Raw genomic sequence first — 18,016 nt, 5'->3', positions numbered from 1 at the left:
GGGCTGCGGCATGACAGCGTCATGACTCGAAACGGCGAAATCCTGTGCATTGGTTCGGTTCTCTGGGATGTGATCGGGCGGTCCGCCAGCGCGATGCGACAGGGATCGGACGTACCAGGACGGATCACACGCCTGCCCGGTGGCGTCGTCTTTAATATCGCGATGACCCTTGTGCGGTTCGGCATGACCCCAACGTTGCTGACCGCAATCGGCCGCGACCCGGAAGGGGATGAACTGATCCACTCTTGCGCGCGCCTTGGAATGGCGACGGATCACATTTACCGGTCGCAAGACTTGCCGACTGACCGCTACATGGCGGTTGAAGGCGCCAATGGCCTGATCGCCGCCATCGCGGACGCCCATTCCCTGGAGGCGGCCGGTGCGAAAATCCTGCGCCCGCTGATGCAAGGGCCGCTCGGATATGAAAACACGCCGTATGAGGGGCCGATTGCTCTGGATGGCAACCTGACACGGGAACTTCTGGAAGAGATCGCCCAAAGCCCTGCCTTTGCCCGCGCCGACCTGCGGGTCGCGCCCGCTTCACCCGGCAAAGCCGAACGCCTGTTGCCGTTTCTGAAACACGCGCGCGCCACCCTGTATGTCAACCTCGAAGAAGCGGGTCTGTTGTGCCAGCGTGAGTTTTCTGATTCTGAGAGCGCGGCCAAGGGCTTGCTGGATCGCGGCGCATTGCGGGTTCTGGTCACCGATGGCGGAAACTCTGCCACCGTCGGCTCGGAGTCCGGCATTCTAACCCAAACACCGCCGTCCGTTCTCGTCACACGTGTGACAGGTGCGGGCGACACGTTCATGGCCGCCCATATCGCCTCAGAGGCCAATGGGGCCGATAGCGAAGACGCCCTGACGCGGGCCCTGCATGCCGCAGCAACTTATGTTTCCGGAGAAACACCCCTGTGATCGACATCCAATACTCCACTGAGATACGCGCCGCCAAAGACGCGAACAAACCCATCGTTGCTTTGGAAAGCACCATAATCACCCATGGCATGCCGTATCCCCAGAACATCGAAGTGGCGGCACAGGTTGAACAGGATATCCGCGACACAGGTGCCGTTCCCGCAACCATGGCCGTTCTCGAAGGCGCGTTGCGTGTGGGCTTGGAAGCCGACCAACTTCAAGATCTGGGACAGGCACAAGGGGTCGCGAAAATCTCGCGTGCAGATATGGCCGCGTGCATGTCGACCGGGGGCACCGGTGCGACAACCGTTGCCGCCACGATGATCGCCGCACACTATGCAGGCATCGAGGTGTTCGCCACCGGCGGGATCGGCGGCGTGCATCAAGGCGCGGAAACCTCGTTCGACATTTCCGCCGACCTGCATGAATTGGGGCAAACCCCGGTCACGGTGGTCGCGGCCGGAGCTAAGGCCATCCTTGATCTTGCCAAAACACTCGAAGTGTTGGAGACACTGGGTGTTCCCGTCATTGCATATGGACAAGACGCGTTTCCGGCCTTTTGGTCGGCTAAATCCCCATTTGACGCTCCGCTGCGCATGGATTGCGCCGAGGACATCGCCAAGGCACATGCAACCCGGCGCGCACTGGGCCTGCCCGGCGGTCAGCTTGTCGCCAACCCTATACCTGTCGCCGATCAGATCCCGGCCGAAGAACTGGCGCCGATCATTGCGGCGGCTCAACAGGACGCAACCGCGCACCGGATCACCGGCAAAGCCGTTACGCCTTATCTGTTGCAGCGGATATTCGAGAAAACCCAGGGCCGTTCATTGACCGCCAACATCGCTTTGGTGCGCAACAACGCGCGACTGGCCGCAGAAATCGCCAAAGCTCTGGCCGACAGCAGGTGACACTACCCTATTGTTTCAAAGCCCCGGACTGCTTAACTAAATCCCGAAGTCACTCGGAACTGCGATGAATACACCCTTTGACGAAGAGCCACACCGCCGCCCTGGCCTGTTTTCAAGGTTGCGTGCGTCCTTTCTGACGGGGATCGTCGTTATTGCGCCTGTCTGGTTGACGGTCTGGCTGATCTGGTCTGTGGTCGGATGGATCGACAGCGCGGTTCTGCCCTTGGTGCCGCAACAGTTCCAGCCCGAGCAATATGTGGGTATCAACCTGCGCGGTGTCGGCGTCATCATCTTTCTGGTGTTCACCGTCATTGTCGGTTGGATCGCCAAGGGTATTCTGGGCCGGTCGTTCATTTCCTTCACCGAAAGCCTTGTCGACCGGATGCCCGTGGTTCGGTCGGTCTATTCCGGTATCAAACAGATTTCGGAAACGGTTTTTGCCCAGACTGAACGGTCGTTTGAAAAAGCCTGCCTGATCCAATACCCGCGCCGCGGCATCTGGGCAATTGGCTTTGTGTCCACAACCGCCAGGGGCGAAGTCAGTCAAAAAGCGGAAACGGGCGGCGAGCTTTACAGTGTCTTTGTGCCGACAACGCCAAACCCCACATCCGGCTTTCTGTTGTTCTTCCCGGCCGAGGACGTGATCCTGCTGGACATGTCGATCGAAGAGGCCGCCAAGCTGGTTATCTCTGCGGGCCTCGTTTACCCGAACGAAAAAGACCCAACACAACCGCCCGAGTGATCAGCCGAACATCGCCGGCAGATCAACGGTACTGTGCTGACCCAGTTCGGCTTTGTGCCGGGCCAGAAACCCATCCGCAGCATCGCGACCAGCCTTCTTGAGCTTGTGCAGGATCACGGGATTGGGGACGGTCTTGGTGGCAACCGACAGGCTGTTCATAAGCTCATTGTCCGCGATCATATGAACCAGAACACGGCTCATCTCTCCCGATTTCAGCTTGCCCTCCTTCAGCAACCTCTGAACAAAACTGATCGCGCGCAACTCGCGAAACAGGGATGAGTTAAAGCTGATCTCGTTGATCCGGTTTTGAATCTGCTGCGGGGTTACCGGGATCTCTTCCCGTTCCAGCGGATTGATATTCACGATCACCACATCTTCCGGCAGGTCTTTGTTGAACAGAGGATACAGCGCCGGATTGCCGGTATAGCCCCCATCCCAATAGGCCTCGACGCGTTCGGTTTCCGGATCGTAAATCTCAACGGCCTTAAAAAGGGTCGGCAGGCAGGCCGAAGCCAGGATCGCATCGGTCGAGACCTCATCGCCGGTAAACACCCGGATCTTGCCACTGCGAACGCAGGTCGCGCAAACAAACAGATGCGGTCCCTGATCGGCGCAAATCTCGTCGAAGTTAAAGCGATCAACCACGGGTTCCAACGGATTGGTATAGAAAGGCCCATAAGCATAAGGCGACACCATCCGCGACCACGCATCCCCAATGGAAAACGGCAGAGAATACTCCATCGCCTGCGCAATCTGAGAGGGTTCCAGCCCGCGAAACCAGTGAGCGACACGCATGTCGCCAACCGCCCCCATCCGTTTCCATAGCGCATCAAGGTTCTCTCGGGCGCCCTCGCGTCCTGCATGTACCATGCCCGACTTGAAGGCCGCACCGTTCAACGCGCCTGCGGATGTTCCGGTGATGGCGGCCACTTCGATGTCTTCTTCATCCAGCAACCGATCCAGCACGCCCCACGTAAAGGCACCATGCGCACCGCCGCCCTGCAAAGCCAGATTGATCCGCTTCACGATCCCACCTCTTCACCTTTTTGCAAATACTCAAAAGACACGAGCGCGGCATCCCAATCCGGTGTCACAGCGCGGTCCAGCCGCCATCTACTGAAATTGTGGTCCCGGTGACTTGTGTCGCCGCATCCGAACACAGGAATACGGTTGTTCCACCCAGTTGTTCGACGGTGGCAAACTCTTTCGATGGCTGACGCTCGAGCATGACATTCTTGATCACATCCTCACGGCTCATGCCGTATTCCTTCATTGTGTCCGGGATTTGCGCTTCGACCAGCGGCGTCAGGACGTAACCCGGACAGATCGCGTTGCAGGTGATCGGTTCTTGTGCGGTTTCCAGCGCCACCGCCTTGGTCATCCCGACCACGCCGTGTTTAGCCGCGACATAGGCGGTTTTGAACGGTGACGCCGTCAAACCATGCGCCGAGGCGATGTTGACGATCCGGCCCCAACCTGCTGCGCGCATTATCGGCAATGCGGCAGCCATTGTGTGAAAGGCCGAGTTCATGTTGATTGCAATAATGGCGTCCCATTTATCGACCGGGAACTGATCAATCGGCGACACATGCTGAATACCGGCATTGTTCACCAGAATATCGCAGGCGCCGGCCTGTTCGATCAGCGCGCGGCACTCATCCCCCTTGGACATGTCCGCCTTGATGTAGCGCGCATTGGTGTCGGTCTCTCTGGCGATCTCGGCGGCCAGTGCGTGGTCCTCGTTGCGATCTGTGAACGAGTTCAAAACAACATCCGCCCCGGCCTTGGCCAGCTCGCGCGCGACACCCAGCCCGATCCCCGAATTCGATCCCGTGACGATTGCCGTTTTTCCAGACAGGCTCATGACCGCTCTCCCACTGAGTTAGATTTTGCACACAGTGCCATGCTGCACCTGCAAAGAAAACGGGGAAACATCCGGCACACTGCCGCAGCCCGAACCGGAAGATCACGCCAAAAAAACGCCCGCACGAAGCGGGCGTTAAGTTATTGAGGCAGGTTTCATACAGGCAAGAAACCTATCGAGCAGTGCTTCCTTTATAAGCAATTCCACGCCTTCGTCCAAGCTAAAAGTTTGATAATAAGAAAAATCATCGGTACGATGATTCCCAACAAAATAAGGCCAGAGCAGGATTGTTTCCAAAATGAGCCTCGATTTTCTACGACCGCTTCGTCCGCTTGTGGCGGGAATCGCCTGTATTTTCGCGACCTCTCTTGCCCATGCAGATTCGTCTCATGGCATAGCTATGTATGGCGACCCGGCCCTACCACCGGATTTTGTGTCTCTGCCGTATGCAAATCCCGACGCACCCAAAGGCGGCAGGGTTGTGTTTGGAAACACCGGCGGCTTTAACAGTTTGAACCCGTTTTTGCAAAAAGGCACGTCACCCTGGCAATTGCGGTTTTGGACACATGAAAGCCTGATGGGCCGGTCGTGGGACGAACCTTTCACTCTTTACGGGTTGTTAGCCGAATCAGTTGAAACTGCACTCGACAGGTCCTGGGTCGAATTCACGCTGCGCGAAAACGCCCGGTTTTCCGACGGCGCGCCGGTCACCGTGGAGGATGTAATCTGGTCCTATGAAACCCTGGGCACCGAGGGGCATCTGCGCTATCGCGGGCTGTGGGGAAAGATCGACAGCATCGAACAGACCGGCCCTCGCTCCGTTCGGATCACCTTCAACGAACCCGACCGCGAACTCGCCCTGATCGCTGGTCTGCGCCCGATCCTGCAAAAGGCGCAGTGGGAGGGTAAAGACTTTGCCGATGCTCAAATTCAGGACATCCCAATCGGCTCGGGCCCCTACGTCATCGACGACTACGAGGCCGGACGGTACGTTAATCTACGGCGCAACCCCGACTACTGGGGTGCTGACATCCCGTTTCGTCGCGGGACCATGAACCTCGATGCCATGCGGATCGAGTTTTATGGCGATGGCACCGTTCTTTTTGAAGCGTTCAAAGCCGGAGAGCTGTCGGCCGTTCGCGAATTCAACGCGGATAAATGGGAGACGCAGTACAACTTCCCGGCCATTCAGCGCGGCGATGTCATCAAAACCGAGATCCCGCATCGCAAGCCGTCCGGGATCACCGGGTTTGTCATGAACACCCGCAAGGCCCCGTTCGACGACTGGCGCGTGCGCGAGGCGCTGACCCTGGCCTTCAACTTTGAATTCATCAACGACACCATCACCGGCAGCGCCCAACCCCGGATCACGTCATACTTCTCGGGATCGGACCTGGCCATGCAGCCGGGCCCGGCCAGCGGCAGGGTCGAAGAATTGCTTCAGGCGTATGCAGACGATCTCATCCCCGGCACCCTTGAAGGCTATGTTCTGCCCGAAGGGGACGGGTCCGCGCGAAACCGTTCGAACATTCGCAAGGCGTCCGCGTTGCTGGCCGAGGCCGGATGGACCATTCAGGACGGCGTCTTGAAGAACGCCTCGGGCGAGCCTTTCCAAATGACCCTGCTCATCAGCCAAGGCGCCCAGAACGTCGTTCAAAATGTCGAGTCGATCGCCGAAATCTATTCCCGGGCGCTGGAGCGGCTGGGCATTCAGATGACCATCGAAAAAGTGGACGATGCGCAATACACGTCGCGGATATCCGAACTGGATTTTGACATGACCCCGTTTCGCCGGGCCTTGTCACTGTCTCCGGGCAACGAGCAGCGCCTGTATTGGGGCAGCGAGAACGCCGATACGCCGGGAACCCGGAACCTGATGGGCGTGCAATCGCCCGTTGTGGACGGGATGATCGACGCGATGCTGGCGTCGGAATCGCGCGAGGATTTTGTCGCCGCAACCCGCGCGCTGGACAGGGTGCTGACGGCAGGACGCTATGTGATCCCGATCTGGAGCTTTGATGTCGGTCGCATCGCACATGACAGCGCACTGAGGTTTCCAGAAACCCTGCCCATCTATGGCGACGGACCGCAATACATGCCCGAAGTATGGTGGTACGAAGGCTGACAACAACCGCAAAGCATGTAACAGGCCCGTATTGTTTTGACGCGATGCAGCAGCCGGCCAGACAAAACGCGGATCGGTATCGGGATCTTGCAAGAACCGGTAACTGTGGCCGTTTGGTGCAGCCTCGCTGCATTTTCGGCGAGATTTGGCACATGATACGCAGAACACCATATTCCGCGTACTATTTGGCCTGCCAACCCAACAAATCGAAACGGGTCCCAGGTTTTGCGGTCTATAGCTTCATACGCCCAAACTCCTTTACGAAATGCGCTTGAGCCCTGTATCCTCTGATCAAACACGTCGTGTCCAAGCGCCAGATATCATGTTTGAAATCTGACACATAGGACGGATAGACTTGTCTATAGGACAGAATAACGGACCGGCCGCCACTCACTCCGAAACGCAGGTCCGTTCGCCCGTTGCGGGACGACCGCAGCGGGCACTACCCACCCTGATGCCGACCTGATGGCCTGCGACATTTTGTCATGTCTGCCGCAGCGTCAACCGGTCCGTACCCTGAATTGGGGAAGAGCAGTTCTGAACCAACCTAAGGAATGCTCGCAAATGCTGAACTGGACAGACCTGACGCAAGACTGGGGCGCAACCTACGCGCGTGCGAAACGCCGTTTTCCGAACCTGCGCGATAAAGACATGCCCCGCGTTTCGAAAGACCGCAAACGGTTCGAGGCGTATCTGGCCGAGCGTCACCATCTGACCGTTAACGAGGCCCGTGAAGAGGTTGAGGACTTTCTGTTTACCGAACGTCTGAACCGGGAACTTGCCCACGCGGGATCACGTAAGTGATGTGACCCAAAGGATCGTTGCATCCTCGTCACTGACAGAAATTACATTATGCCCCATACTGCCGTCGTAATAGGCGCTGTCACCACGGCGCATTTCCACGGGTTCATAGAACTCCGTATACAACCGAATGACGCCGGTCAGCACGTATAGAAACTCTTCGCCGTCATGGCGCACCCAGCCGTCAAACTCATCCATAGACCGAGCGCGGACTCGGGCACGGTACGGCAACATCTGCTTTTTGGTCAGCGTTTCCGCCAGCAATTCATGCTCGTAGGTTGCGGTGGCATGTGCCGTTCCTTCGCCCAGACGCGTGACCGCCATCCGCCCGATCACCTGATCGCGCTGCGGCGGCGTGAAAAGCTGCGGCACCGAGATCTCCAGCCCTGTGGCCAGCTTTTTCAGCGCATCGTAGGTGGGCGACATCTGACCGTTTTCGATCTTGCTGAGCGTTGATCGCGCCAGACCGGCCTGGCCAGCGGCCTGTTCCAGTGTCCAGTTCCGCGCCTTGCGCAACTCGCGCACCCGCACGCCAAGATCCAGCGGTTCAGGTTCCGTGTGATCGCCGGAGTCGCGGGCAATGCGGATCAGGGATTTGGGGTCTTGCGTGCTCATGCGCCTTTCTATAGGGCCAGCCAGCCCGGCTTGCAACGCGCCATGCACCGCGATAGCCAGTGGCCATGTTGTCGATTTTCGATCAGGGCCCGCCACCTCCTTGTCCCGCACCTTTTAATCTGGCCGCTCATGTTCTGCGCCATGCAGACCGATTGTCTGACAAGACGGCCCTGTCCGTTCTGTCCGATACCGGCGCGGTTGACTGGAGCTACGATAGCCTGCGATCCGCCATCCTTGGCACCGGAACCGGCCTCTTGCAGGCGGGTCTGAGGCCCGGTGACATCGCGTTTATGCGGCTGGGGAACACGGTCGACTTTCCGATCGCCTATCTGGGCGCAATCGCGGTCGGGATCGTTCCCGTGCCGACATCGTCGCAACTGACGGAACCGGAAACAGCACGCATGATCGCTGATCTGTCACCTGCAGCGATCCTTCGCGATCCTTCGGTTGCCTGTGCCCAGCATCCTTTGCAGATTGGACTGGCGGACCTAGCGGCCATACGGGATCTGCCCCCTGCGGATTATGCTATGGGAGACCCCGACCGGATGGCCTATGTCGTTTACACCTCCGGCACATCCGGGCACCCCCGCGCCGTGGCCCATGCGCATCGCGCGATCTGGGCGCGGCAGATGATGGTCGATGGCTGGTACGGGTTGCGAGACACAGACCGGCTGTGCCACGCCGGGGCGTTCAATTGGACCTATACGCTGGGCACGGGTCTGATGGACCCCTGGGCCATCGGCGCCACGGCCCTGATCCCGGAACCCGGCACGGACATCTCCTCCCTACCCGCCCTGTTGCAGCGCCACGCCGCAACGATCTTTGCTGCGGCCCCCGGGGTGTATCGCAAGATGCTGCGGGGGGCGGACCGGATCGATCTGCCGGACCTGCGCCATGGGCTTTGCGCCGGTGAAAAGCTGTCGCGCGCCTTGCACACGCAATGGCATCAGGCAACCGATTGCGAGTTGTACGAGGCCTACGGGATGTCCGAATGCTCGACCTTCATCTCCTCCAGCCCCACAAATCCGGCCCGCGGTGACGCGCTGGGTCAACCGCAACCGGGTCGTCGCGTGGCCATTCTGGGACCGGAGGGACCCGTCCCGCAAGGGCAGGAAGGCATCATTGCTATTCACCGGTCCGATCCCGGTCTGATGCTGACCTATCTCAACGCACCGGAAGAGGCGGCGCAGCGGATACAGGGTACGTGGTTCCTGACCGGAGATCAGGGCGCGATGGCCGTTGACGGGCAGATCATCTACCTCGGGCGCGATGACGATATGATGAATGCCGGCGGTTACCGCGTCTCACCGGTTGAGGTTGAAACCGCGTTGTCCCGGTTTCCCGGAATCGTGCAGGTTGGCGCGGCTGCGGTTGAGGTCAAACAGGACACATTTGTGATAGCAGCCTTCTACACCGGACCGGAAAAGCTGGACGATGCCGCCTTGCGCACCTATGTCGAAGCAAATCTGGCGCGTTACAAGCAACCACGCGCCTTCGTTCACCTGCCCGAGTTGCCGACCGGCGGCAATGGCAAACTCCTGCGCCGCGCGCTGCCGGCCTATTTCAAGGCGTCAACAGAATGACACAGACCGTCAAGCTGGACATCATGTCCGATCCGATCTGCCCCTGGTGCTATATCGGCAAAACCCATCTGGACAAGGCCTTGGCAGCTGTGCCCGAACATCCCTTTGTGATCGAATGGCATCCGTTTCAACTGAACCCGGATATGCCGGAGGCAGGCATGGATCGTCGCGACTATCTGGAACGGAAATTCGGCGGCAAAGAAGGTGCGGTACGGGCGTATGCCCCGGTTGTTGAGCATGCGGAAAAAGCCGGTCTCAAGATCGATTTTGAAGGCATGAAACGCACGCCCAATACGCTGGACGCCCACCGTCTGATCCACTGGGCCGGGATTGAGGGCAAGCAAAATGCCGTCGTTGACGCACTGTTTGACGCCTATTTCGTGCAGGCGCGCGATATTGGCGATGCGGAAGTTCTGGCCGATATCGCTGACAGCGCAGGAATGGACGCCGCCGTGGTCATGAAACTGCTGAAATCAGACGCCGACCGCGAGGACATTCGCAATCGTGACACTCATTCGCGCCAAATGGGCGTTACCTCGGTCCCAACCTTCATTGTTGCCAACCAGCATGCCGTTCCCGGTGCGCAACCACCTGAAATGTGGGAAAAAGTGATCGGGGAGATCATGTCTCAACTTGAGGCTTCTCCTGCAGAATAGCACATAGGCCTGTGCAAATTTCCGGTCTGGCGCAACCTGATCCGCCGTGATAGCGCGATTGGGTAAGGAGACCTTTATGGCCAACCGCGTGTCCAAGGCGGAATTCATTGCATTGGTCGCGATGATGTTCGCCACCATAGCCTTTTCGATCGACTCGATGCTGCCCGCCCTGCCCGAAATCGGCGCGCAGCTCAGCCCCGATGACGTGAATCGGGCGCAATTGATCCTCACGTCCTTTGTGCTGGGCATGGGCATCGGGACATTTTTTACCGGCCCCATTTCCGATGCTGTGGGACGCAAGCCGGTGATTTTCTGCGGTGCTGCACTCTACATCGTTGCCTCAGCCGTGGCCTGGGCCAGTTCTTCTCTGGAATTGGTATTGATCGCGCGTGTAGTGCAAGGGTTGGGGGCTGCGGGGCCGCGCGTGGTCGCCATGGCCATCATCCGTGACCTGTATTCCGGGCGCGAGATGGCGCGCATCGTCTCGATTGCCATGATGATTTTCACACTTGTCCCTGCCATTGCACCGATGCTGGGCGCCGGTGTCATCGCCCTGTTCGGCTGGCGCGGGATTTTTGTATCCTTCATCCTGTTTGCGCTGATCATCATCTCGTGGATGGCGATCCGCCTGCCCGAGTCACTGGCGGAGGAAAACCGCCGCCCGTTCCGACTGGCGCTGATGATCGCAGCGGTAAAGGAGATGTTTGCCCATCCGACCGTCCGCCTGTCCATCTTTGTACAGACTCTGTGTATGGGCATGCTGTTCACCATGCTGATCATGGTGCAGCCGGTCTATGATGTGATTCATAACCGCGCTGACAGCTTTCCATTCTGGTTTGGGTTTGTGGCTTTGATGTCCGGATCGGCCAGCCTGTTGAATGCCGCACTGGTGGTGCGCGTTGGTATGCGGCGTATGGTGACCTGGGCCCTGGGCGGGCAAATCCTGATCACCTTGATGGTCATTGGCCTGAGCGCGACGCCGCTGTCGCAGGATGCGTCCTTTGCGCTGTTCGTGTTTTGGCAGACCATGGTGTTTTTCATGGCTGGCGTCACGATGGGCAATCTGAACGCCATCGCAATGGAGCCGATGGGGCATATCGCTGGTATGGCCGCCTCCGTCATCGGCTCGATTTCCACCGTGCTGGCCGCGGTCATTGCGGCACCGGTCGGCTTGCTGTTCGATGGCTCTATTGCTCCTCTGACCATGGGTATTCTGAGCATGTGCATCATTGCCTTTGGGCTGATGGTTCACATGGGTCGTATCGAAAACAGAGTGCCGGCCTGAATTGTGCTGCAGGGCCGAGTCGCGCTACTCTGCCCGATAAGCCCGGGGGGACCATTCGATGAGCGACTATTACGATCTTGGCACCTATACCTGTCCGATCACGACGTCTTCACCAGATACACAGCTCTGGTTTGACCGTGGCCTGAACTGGACATACGGCTATAATCACGACGAGGCCGTTGCCTGCTTTCAGCGGGCTCTGGAGAATGACCCGAGATGTGCGATGGCCCATTGGGGTGTCGCTTATGCGGCCGGGCCGAATTACAACCTGCCATGGGCGCTGCAGGACGACCAAGGGCGGCAAAAAGCACTGGCTACTGCCTATGACGCCACCCAACAGGCACTGGCCTTGGCGGATGGCTGCACACCTGTTGAACAGGCCCTGATCCGTGCCCTGCCCGCGCGCTATCCGCAACGCGACCCGATTGAGGACATGCACAGCTGGGATCACGCCTTTGCCGACGCCATGCGCGCGGCGTTTGCGGATCACCCCGGTGATCTGGACCTGCGCACCATCTATGTCGAAGCCCTGCTCAACCTGACGCCCTGGCAGATGTGGGATCTGAAATCAGGCCGACCCGCCCAAGGGGCCGCCACGCTTGAGGCACAGGATGCTCTGGAACGGGCGATGGCGGACACGCCTGCCGCCATGTCGCATCCCGGCCTGCTGCACCTGTATGTCCACCTGATGGAGATGTCGCCCTTCCCCGAAAAGGCGCTCAAGGCCGGAGATGTCTTGCGCACACTGGTGCCGGACGCAGGGCATCTGGTGCATATGCCGACGCATATCGACGTATTATGCGGGCACTACCAGAATGTCGTGCACTGGAACGAGAAGGCTTGCGCGGCAGACTTGAAGTATTATGAGCGCGAGGGTGCGTTCAACATTTACACCGGATATCGCCAGCACAATTACCATTTCACGATCTACGGCGCGTTGTTTCTGGGTCAGATCGAACCCGCGCTACGCGCCAATCAGGGACTTTGGGACACTACGCCCGAAGAGATGTTGCGCATCGAGAGCCCCCCAATGGCGGATTACTTCGAAAGCTACATGTCGATGGGACCGCATATCCTGATCCGTTTTGGTCGTTGGGAGGACGCCAAGGCACTTGAACTGCCCTCTGATCCGGACCTTTTCCGGACATTAACGGCAACCACCCACTATGCACGCGCCGTGGCGCTGGCGGCCACGGATCAGGTGGCAGAAGCCGAAGCCGAGGAAAACCTGTTCCTTGCTGCCAAGGAATGTGTCCCCGAAACACGCAGGCTGCACAATAACCGGGTCGTCGATCTTCTTGAAATCGCGCGCGAAATGCTGCGTGGCGAGATCGAGTACCGCAAAGGGAACTTTGAGATCGCCTTTGCCCATCTTCGCCGCTCGGTCGAGCTGGACGATACGCTGCCCTACGATGAGCCGTGGGGCTGGATGCAGCCCACCCGTCACGCATTGGGCGCCTTGCTGTTTGAACAGGGCCACGTGGCGGAGGCTGAATCCGTATATCGCGCAGATCTGGGTCTGGGAGGAACGCTTAGCCGGGCGTCGATTCACCCGGACAATGTCTGGAGCCTTAAGGGATTGTATGATTGCCTGAAAGCACGCGGAGAAGACATTGAAATCAAACAGATTAAACAAAGGCTTGATCTCGCGCTGGCGCGGGCCGATCAAGCGGTGGCCGCGTCCTGTTTCTGCGCCCAAGCCGCGATGAGAGCCGCCGAATGAAGCACCTGCCACTTCTGCTGATCGCGCTGATCTGCACACCCGCTCTGGCGGATCGCCCGTCTTTTCCGCCCTCGGATCAAGCGGACCGCGACCCCAATCTGGTTGCCTTTCGCGAGGACCTGTTGGCCAGCATCGCTGCGCGGGACACCGAGGCGGTGGTTGCCCGCGCCTGCCCCGACATCTATCTCAGCCACGGCGGCGATGGTGGCCCGGTCGAGTTTCGGCAAAACCTGCAGGCCGATTCAAGCGAGGCCTATTGGACCGCGTTGCAGGAAACGGTGTCGCAACCGGGCTATTTCGACGATCAGGGCGAGTTCTGGATGCCACATCAGTGGCAAATCTCGCTGCCCGCCTCATTGGATCCGTTCGTTACCTATTACGTCACCGGCGAGAATGTCACCCTACGCCGGGCACCGGATCGCAGCGGCAGTGTTCTGGGTCTGATCAGCTACGAGGTCGTTTTGATCCCCGACTATCAGGATGGGTCCGAATATCAGTTGGTGCGCCTGACCGATGGTACATCGGGTTACATGCACAGCGACTTTTTGTGGTCGATGGTTGGCTACCGCGCTGCGATGGTGAAATCCGAGGGCGGAGATTGGCAGCTTTGCACCTTTGTCACCGGGGACTGAAACCAGAACGCATTAGTTACGCAGCACGGGCGAGCCAGACGGTGTGTTGGCCGCAATCCGGGTCCTCAACGATGTGATCCACGAGCTCAAACCCATGCTGTTCCAGCAGCGTTTGATACTCCGAGGCATCCAAGCTTGAATGATACAGAGGTTCGCCTTCAAGTTCGCCGAGCGCTTCGCCGTAAGCCGGACCGCTGGTAAACATCAGGACCGCGCCTCTGGCGACATGCTGACTGAACACCAAAAACATCGCGCGCTGGTCATCCGGGGTCAGATGAAAAAAGCTGTTCCACGCCAAAACACCCTGAAATTTCTCGTGCAGATCAAGGCGGCGCATATCGGCGCATATCCAGCGCGCCAAAGGGACACGCTCCCGCGCCAGCTCCAGCATCTCTGGAGACGTATCAACGCCGGTTACCGCGCAGTCATTGTCAACAAGATACCGGGCAATCGGGTCGCCTGCACCGCACCCCAAATCCAGAACCGATGGCGTATCCGGCGCGAGCCCTAGGAACCTGTCGAGCCAGTTTCGCTCAAAGAGGCGCTTGCTCCTGCGCCGTGCCCAAAAGCCTGCATGGCGGCGATACACGCCAATGATATTGTCGGCGTCCGACTGCATATGCCTTTTTCCTTTGGTCAAAGTCCTTGGAAAACAAACAGTTGATCCCGTTGGTCTGTCACATGGGCGGTTAGGCTTTGGCTTTCTTTTTCGCGGTCACCACCTTTTCCGCCAGATCGCGCGCAATGGCAAAAGCGCCTTTGATCTTGTCGCTGTCCCTCTTCCAGTCCCGACGCACAACGATCTTGTTGTCTTTCACCTTGGCCAGTCCTTTCTGGTTCTGGATAAACTCAACCAGCCCCTCGGGTGAGGCGAACTTGTCGTTGTGGAACTGGATCGTCGCGCCTTTGGGTCCACCATCCAGCTTTGCAATACCTGCGCGTTTGCACATGGCCTTGATCCGCACGACCAGCATCAGGGTGTTGACCTCTTTCGGCAGTTTGCCAAACCGGTCTATGAGCTCGGCGGCAAAGCCCTCCAACTCGACTTTGGTCGAGAGCGAGGACAAGCGACGGTAAAGACCCAAACGCACGTCCAGATCCGGCACATAGTCCTCAGGGATCAGAACCGGTACACCCAGATTGATCTGCGGGGCCCATTGGTCATCGGCGTCGGATAGACCTTCCATCTCTCCGGCCTTGATCTTGGCAATCGCCTCTTCCAGCATCGACTGGTAGAGTTCGTATCCCACGTCCCGCATCTGGCCGGATTGCTCCTCGCCCAACAGATTGCCCGCGCCGCGAATGTCCAGGTCTTGCGAGGCCAGCGTAAACCCGGCCCCCAGCGTATCCAAAGACCCCAGAACGCGCAGACGCTTCTCAGCAGTTGCCGTCAAACGCGCACGCGGTTTGGTGGTCAGATAGGCGTAGGCGCGGGTTTTGGATCGCCCCACCCGGCCCCGGATCTGATAAAGCTGCGCGAGGCCGAACATATCCGCGCGGTGCACGACCATTGTGTTCGCAGTGGGAATATCCAACCCACTCTCTACAATCGTCGTTGCCAGAAGGACGTCGTACTTTCCGTCATAAAACGCATTCATTCGGTCGTCGAGTTCGCCGGCCGCCATCTGGCCATGCGCCACCACATAGGTCAGTTCAGGCAGTTGCTCTTTCAGAAACTCCTCGATCTCGGGCAGGTCCGCGATGCGCGGAACCACATAGAAACTCTGCCCACCGCGGTAATGTTCCCGCAGCAGCGCCTCGCGGATGGTGACAGCGTCAAATTCACTGACATAGGTCCGGATTGCCAGACGGTCGATCGGTGGCGTGCCGATGATCGACAAGTCGCGCACGCCTGTCAGGCTCAACTGCAAGGTCCGTGGGATCGGCGTTGCCGTCAGTGTTAGCACGTGCACGTCCGAGCGCAGCTGCTTCAGCCGCTCTTTATGGGCCACCCCGAAATGCTGTTCTTCGTCGATGATCAGCAGGCCCAGATTGTTGAACCGTATCCCTTTGGCCAGCAAAGCATGCGTACCGATGACGATATCGACGGTGCCGCGCGCCAGCCCGTCGCGGGTCTGCTGCGCCTCTTTGGATGAGATGAATCGCGACAGTTGCCTGACTTCCAGGGGAAACCCTCTGAAGCGCTCCTTGAAGCTGGCCGCGTGCTGACGCGCCAACAGTGTCGTCGGCGCCACAATCGCAACCTGAACGCCCGACATGGCCGCGACAAACGCCGCGCGCATGGCCACCTCGGTCTTGCCAAAGCCTACATCGCCACAAATCAGACGGTCCATCGGCGCGCCCGCGTGCATGTCCTCCATCACTTCGGAGATGGCCCGCAACTGGTCGTCGGTTTCCTGATACGGGAATCGGGCACTGAATTCCTCCCACGCATGGGGCGGAGGGTCCATGACAGGTGCCTTGCGCAGCGCGCGCTCGGCGGCGATGCGGATCAGCCGGTCGGCCATCTCGCGGATGCGCTCCTTGAGCTTGGCCTTCTTGGCCTGCCATGCACCGCCGCCAAGGCGATCCAGCAAACCCTCCTCGTGGCCGTATTTTGACAGAAGCTCAATGTTTTCGACCGGCAGGTACAACTTTGATTGCTCTGCATATTCCAGCAAAAGGCATTCATGCGCGGCCCCGGCGGCGGTGACCACCTCCATGCCCCGGTAGCGCCCGATGCCGTGATCCACATGCACCACCAGATCGCCGGGGCTGAGCGATTGCGTCTCGGTCAGAAAGTTCTCGGCCTTGCGCCGTTTTTTGGGCTGGCGGATCAACCGGTCCCCCAACACATCCTGTTCTGCGATCACGGTCAGATCGGGTGCTTCGAACCCATGCTCCAACGCCCAGACCGCAAGATGCAGGCCGCGTTTGCCGATGCGCGTGCCATCGACAACCGGAATCGCCTCGGCCAGACCTTCATCCTCGATCAATCCCGTCAGGCGCTCGCGTGCACCCTCGGAATAAGAGGCGATCAGAACCGGGCCCTTGTCGATCCTATCCTTGATATGGTCCGCCAGGGCACCGAAGAGGCTGATGCTTTCCTGTTGACGTTCGGGTGCAAAGTTGCGGCCAATGCGTCCGCCCGCGTCAATCACACCCGGCCCGCTGGCCTGTGGCAAAGGGCTGAATTGCATAACGCGCCTTTCGCCAACCGCCGTATTCCAGGCGGCGTCATCCAGATACAGCAATCCGGGGGGGGTCGGCTTATAGACCGTATCCATGCGCGACCGGTTTTCCAGCGCCAGCCGGCGGGTTTCGTACTGATCCGCGATACTGTCCCACCGCGCCAGCCGCGCGGGCGTGACCTGATCGTCCAAAGAAATCGTTGCACCGGGCAGATAGTCAAACAGAGTTTCAAGCCGTTCGTGAAAAAACGGTAGCCAATGCTCCATCCCCTGATGCTTGCGCCCCGCGCTGACCGCCTCATACAGCGGATCGTCCGTGCCCGCCGCGCCAAACTCAATGCGGTAATTCTGCCGGAACCGGGTAATCGCCGCATCGTCAAGGATGATCTCGGACACCGGTGCCAGTTCTACCACATCCAGTTTTTCGGTTGTGCGTTGCGTGACCGTATCGAACCGGCGCGCACCGTCCAGAACGTCTCCGAACAGGTCAAGCCGCACGGGGCCGGCATCACCCGGCGGGAAAATGTCGATAATACCACCCCGGATGGCATAATCGCCCGGCTCCATCACCGTCGGGCTTTGCGAAAATCCCATGCGGACCAAGAAATTCCGCAAGGCATTTTCGTCGATGCGATGGTCGACACGGGCGGTGAACGCCGCCTCGCGCAGCACGTCCCGCGCTGGAACTCTCTGCGTCGCTGCGTTCAGAGTGGTCAGCAGAACAAACTTCTGTGGCATCTGATGAACAAGCGCAGCCAGTGTCGCCACGCGCGCTGCCGCGATATCCGGGTTGGGCGATACGCGATCATAGGGCAGACAATCCCAGCCCGGAAAGACAAAGACCGGCACGTCAGGCGCAAAGAACGCCAGCGCGGCCCGCATGGCTTCCATACGCTTGTCGTCGCGCGCCACATGACACACCGGAGCGTCGGACCGCGCGATTTCGCTCAGGACAAGCTGTGCGTCAAACCCTTCGGGGGCACCACCGACCGTTACGTGGTTCGGAGCCTTCATGTCGTAAGCCTTTCAGACCGTC

15 protein-coding genes are annotated in these 18,016 nt (G+C 59.1%); 10 read left to right on the top strand and 5 right to left on the bottom strand.

The features are described from left to right. Positions 1 to 21 precede the first annotated feature (21 nt). The 3 genes from ACR3ES_RS12940 to ACR3ES_RS12930 all read left to right on the top strand — a co-directional run bounded on the left by ACR3ES_RS12940 (position 22) and on the right by ACR3ES_RS12930 (position 2,565). Positions 22 to 915, top strand: coding sequence for a PfkB family carbohydrate kinase (locus ACR3ES_RS12940; protein ID WP_170434291.1), 894 nt, complete (start codon positions 22 to 24; stop codon positions 913 to 915). Next, a complete protein-coding gene (locus ACR3ES_RS12935) occupies positions 912 to 1,823 on the top strand; it encodes a pseudouridine-5'-phosphate glycosidase (RefSeq protein ID WP_170434293.1) in 912 nt (303 codons plus the stop codon). The genes ACR3ES_RS12940 and ACR3ES_RS12935 overlap by 4 nt, the downstream gene beginning before the upstream one ends. 64 nt (positions 1,824 to 1,887) lie before the next feature. Beyond that, positions 1,888 to 2,565, top strand: a complete 678-nt coding sequence (locus ACR3ES_RS12930; protein ID WP_170434295.1) for a DUF502 domain-containing protein — start codon at positions 1,888 to 1,890, stop codon at positions 2,563 to 2,565. On the opposite strand, the gene ACR3ES_RS12925 is transcribed toward ACR3ES_RS12930, so the two are convergent. Next, positions 2,566 to 3,594 carry a patatin-like phospholipase family protein gene (locus tag ACR3ES_RS12925; RefSeq protein ID WP_170434489.1) on the bottom strand — a complete coding sequence of 343 codons (1,029 nt, stop codon included), beginning with the start codon at positions 3,592 to 3,594 and terminating at the stop codon, positions 2,566 to 2,568. A gap of 61 nt (positions 3,595 to 3,655) precedes the next feature. Further along, positions 3,656 to 4,429, bottom strand: coding sequence for a 3-hydroxybutyrate dehydrogenase (locus tag ACR3ES_RS12920; RefSeq protein ID WP_170434297.1), 774 nt, complete (start codon positions 4,427 to 4,429; stop codon positions 3,656 to 3,658). A gap of 298 nt (positions 4,430 to 4,727) precedes the next feature. Here ACR3ES_RS12920 and ACR3ES_RS12915 point away from each other — a divergent pair, with 298 nt between their 5' ends. Then, positions 4,728 to 6,554, top strand: coding sequence for an extracellular solute-binding protein (locus ACR3ES_RS12915; RefSeq protein WP_170434299.1), 1,827 nt, complete (start codon positions 4,728 to 4,730; stop codon positions 6,552 to 6,554). 564 nt (positions 6,555 to 7,118) lie between these two features. Beyond that, a complete protein-coding gene (locus ACR3ES_RS12910; RefSeq protein WP_170434300.1) occupies positions 7,119 to 7,358 on the top strand; it encodes a hypothetical protein in 240 nt (79 codons plus the stop codon). Here ACR3ES_RS12910 and ACR3ES_RS12905 read toward each other — a convergent pair. Continuing rightward, complete coding sequence (locus ACR3ES_RS12905) at positions 7,347 to 7,970, bottom strand: XRE family transcriptional regulator (protein ID WP_170434302.1); 624 nt, start codon at positions 7,968 to 7,970, stop codon at positions 7,347 to 7,349. The genes ACR3ES_RS12910 and ACR3ES_RS12905 overlap by 12 nt on opposite strands. A 65-nt stretch (positions 7,971 to 8,035) precedes the next feature. Between ACR3ES_RS12905 and ACR3ES_RS12900 the strand changes: the two genes are divergently transcribed. From ACR3ES_RS12900 to ACR3ES_RS12880, 5 genes are all read left to right on the top strand, one after another. Then, positions 8,036 to 9,553, top strand: coding sequence for a class I adenylate-forming enzyme family protein (locus ACR3ES_RS12900; protein WP_170434304.1), 1,518 nt, complete (start codon positions 8,036 to 8,038; stop codon positions 9,551 to 9,553). After that, the gene (locus ACR3ES_RS12895) at positions 9,550 to 10,209 is read left to right on the top strand and encodes a DsbA family oxidoreductase (RefSeq protein ID WP_170434306.1); all 660 of its coding nucleotides are present in this window, start codon (positions 9,550 to 9,552) and stop codon (positions 10,207 to 10,209) included. The genes ACR3ES_RS12900 and ACR3ES_RS12895 overlap by 4 nt, the downstream gene beginning before the upstream one ends. A 76-nt stretch (positions 10,210 to 10,285) precedes the next feature. Then, complete coding sequence (locus ACR3ES_RS12890; protein ID WP_170434308.1) at positions 10,286 to 11,494, top strand: multidrug effflux MFS transporter; 1,209 nt, start codon at positions 10,286 to 10,288, stop codon at positions 11,492 to 11,494. A gap of 58 nt (positions 11,495 to 11,552) precedes the next feature. Next, positions 11,553 to 13,217 carry a hypothetical protein gene (locus ACR3ES_RS12885; protein WP_170434310.1) on the top strand — a complete coding sequence of 555 codons (1,665 nt, stop codon included), beginning with the start codon at positions 11,553 to 11,555 and terminating at the stop codon, positions 13,215 to 13,217. Further along, on the top strand, positions 13,214 to 13,849 hold the full coding sequence (locus ACR3ES_RS12880) for an SH3 domain-containing protein (protein ID WP_170434312.1): 636 nt from the start codon (positions 13,214 to 13,216) through the stop codon (positions 13,847 to 13,849). Before ACR3ES_RS12885 ends, ACR3ES_RS12880 begins: the two co-directional genes overlap by 4 nt. Before the next feature lie 16 nt (positions 13,850 to 13,865). Here the strand turns inward: ACR3ES_RS12880 and ACR3ES_RS12875 are convergent, their stop codons facing one another. Then, entirely contained in the window at positions 13,866 to 14,468 is a 603-nt protein-coding gene (locus ACR3ES_RS12875; protein WP_170434313.1) for a class I SAM-dependent methyltransferase, read from the bottom strand. Positions 14,469 to 14,538: 70 nt separating this feature from the next. Continuing rightward, positions 14,539 to 17,994, bottom strand: a complete 3,456-nt coding sequence (gene mfd, locus ACR3ES_RS12870; RefSeq protein WP_170434315.1) for a transcription-repair coupling factor — start codon at positions 17,992 to 17,994, stop codon at positions 14,539 to 14,541. Positions 17,995 to 18,016: the final 22 nt, after the last annotated feature.

This window comes from Ruegeria sp. B1 (assembly GCF_056535885.1).
The sequence above is the reverse complement of the archived record's forward strand: the minus strand, read 5'-3'. Positions and strand labels throughout refer to the sequence as shown.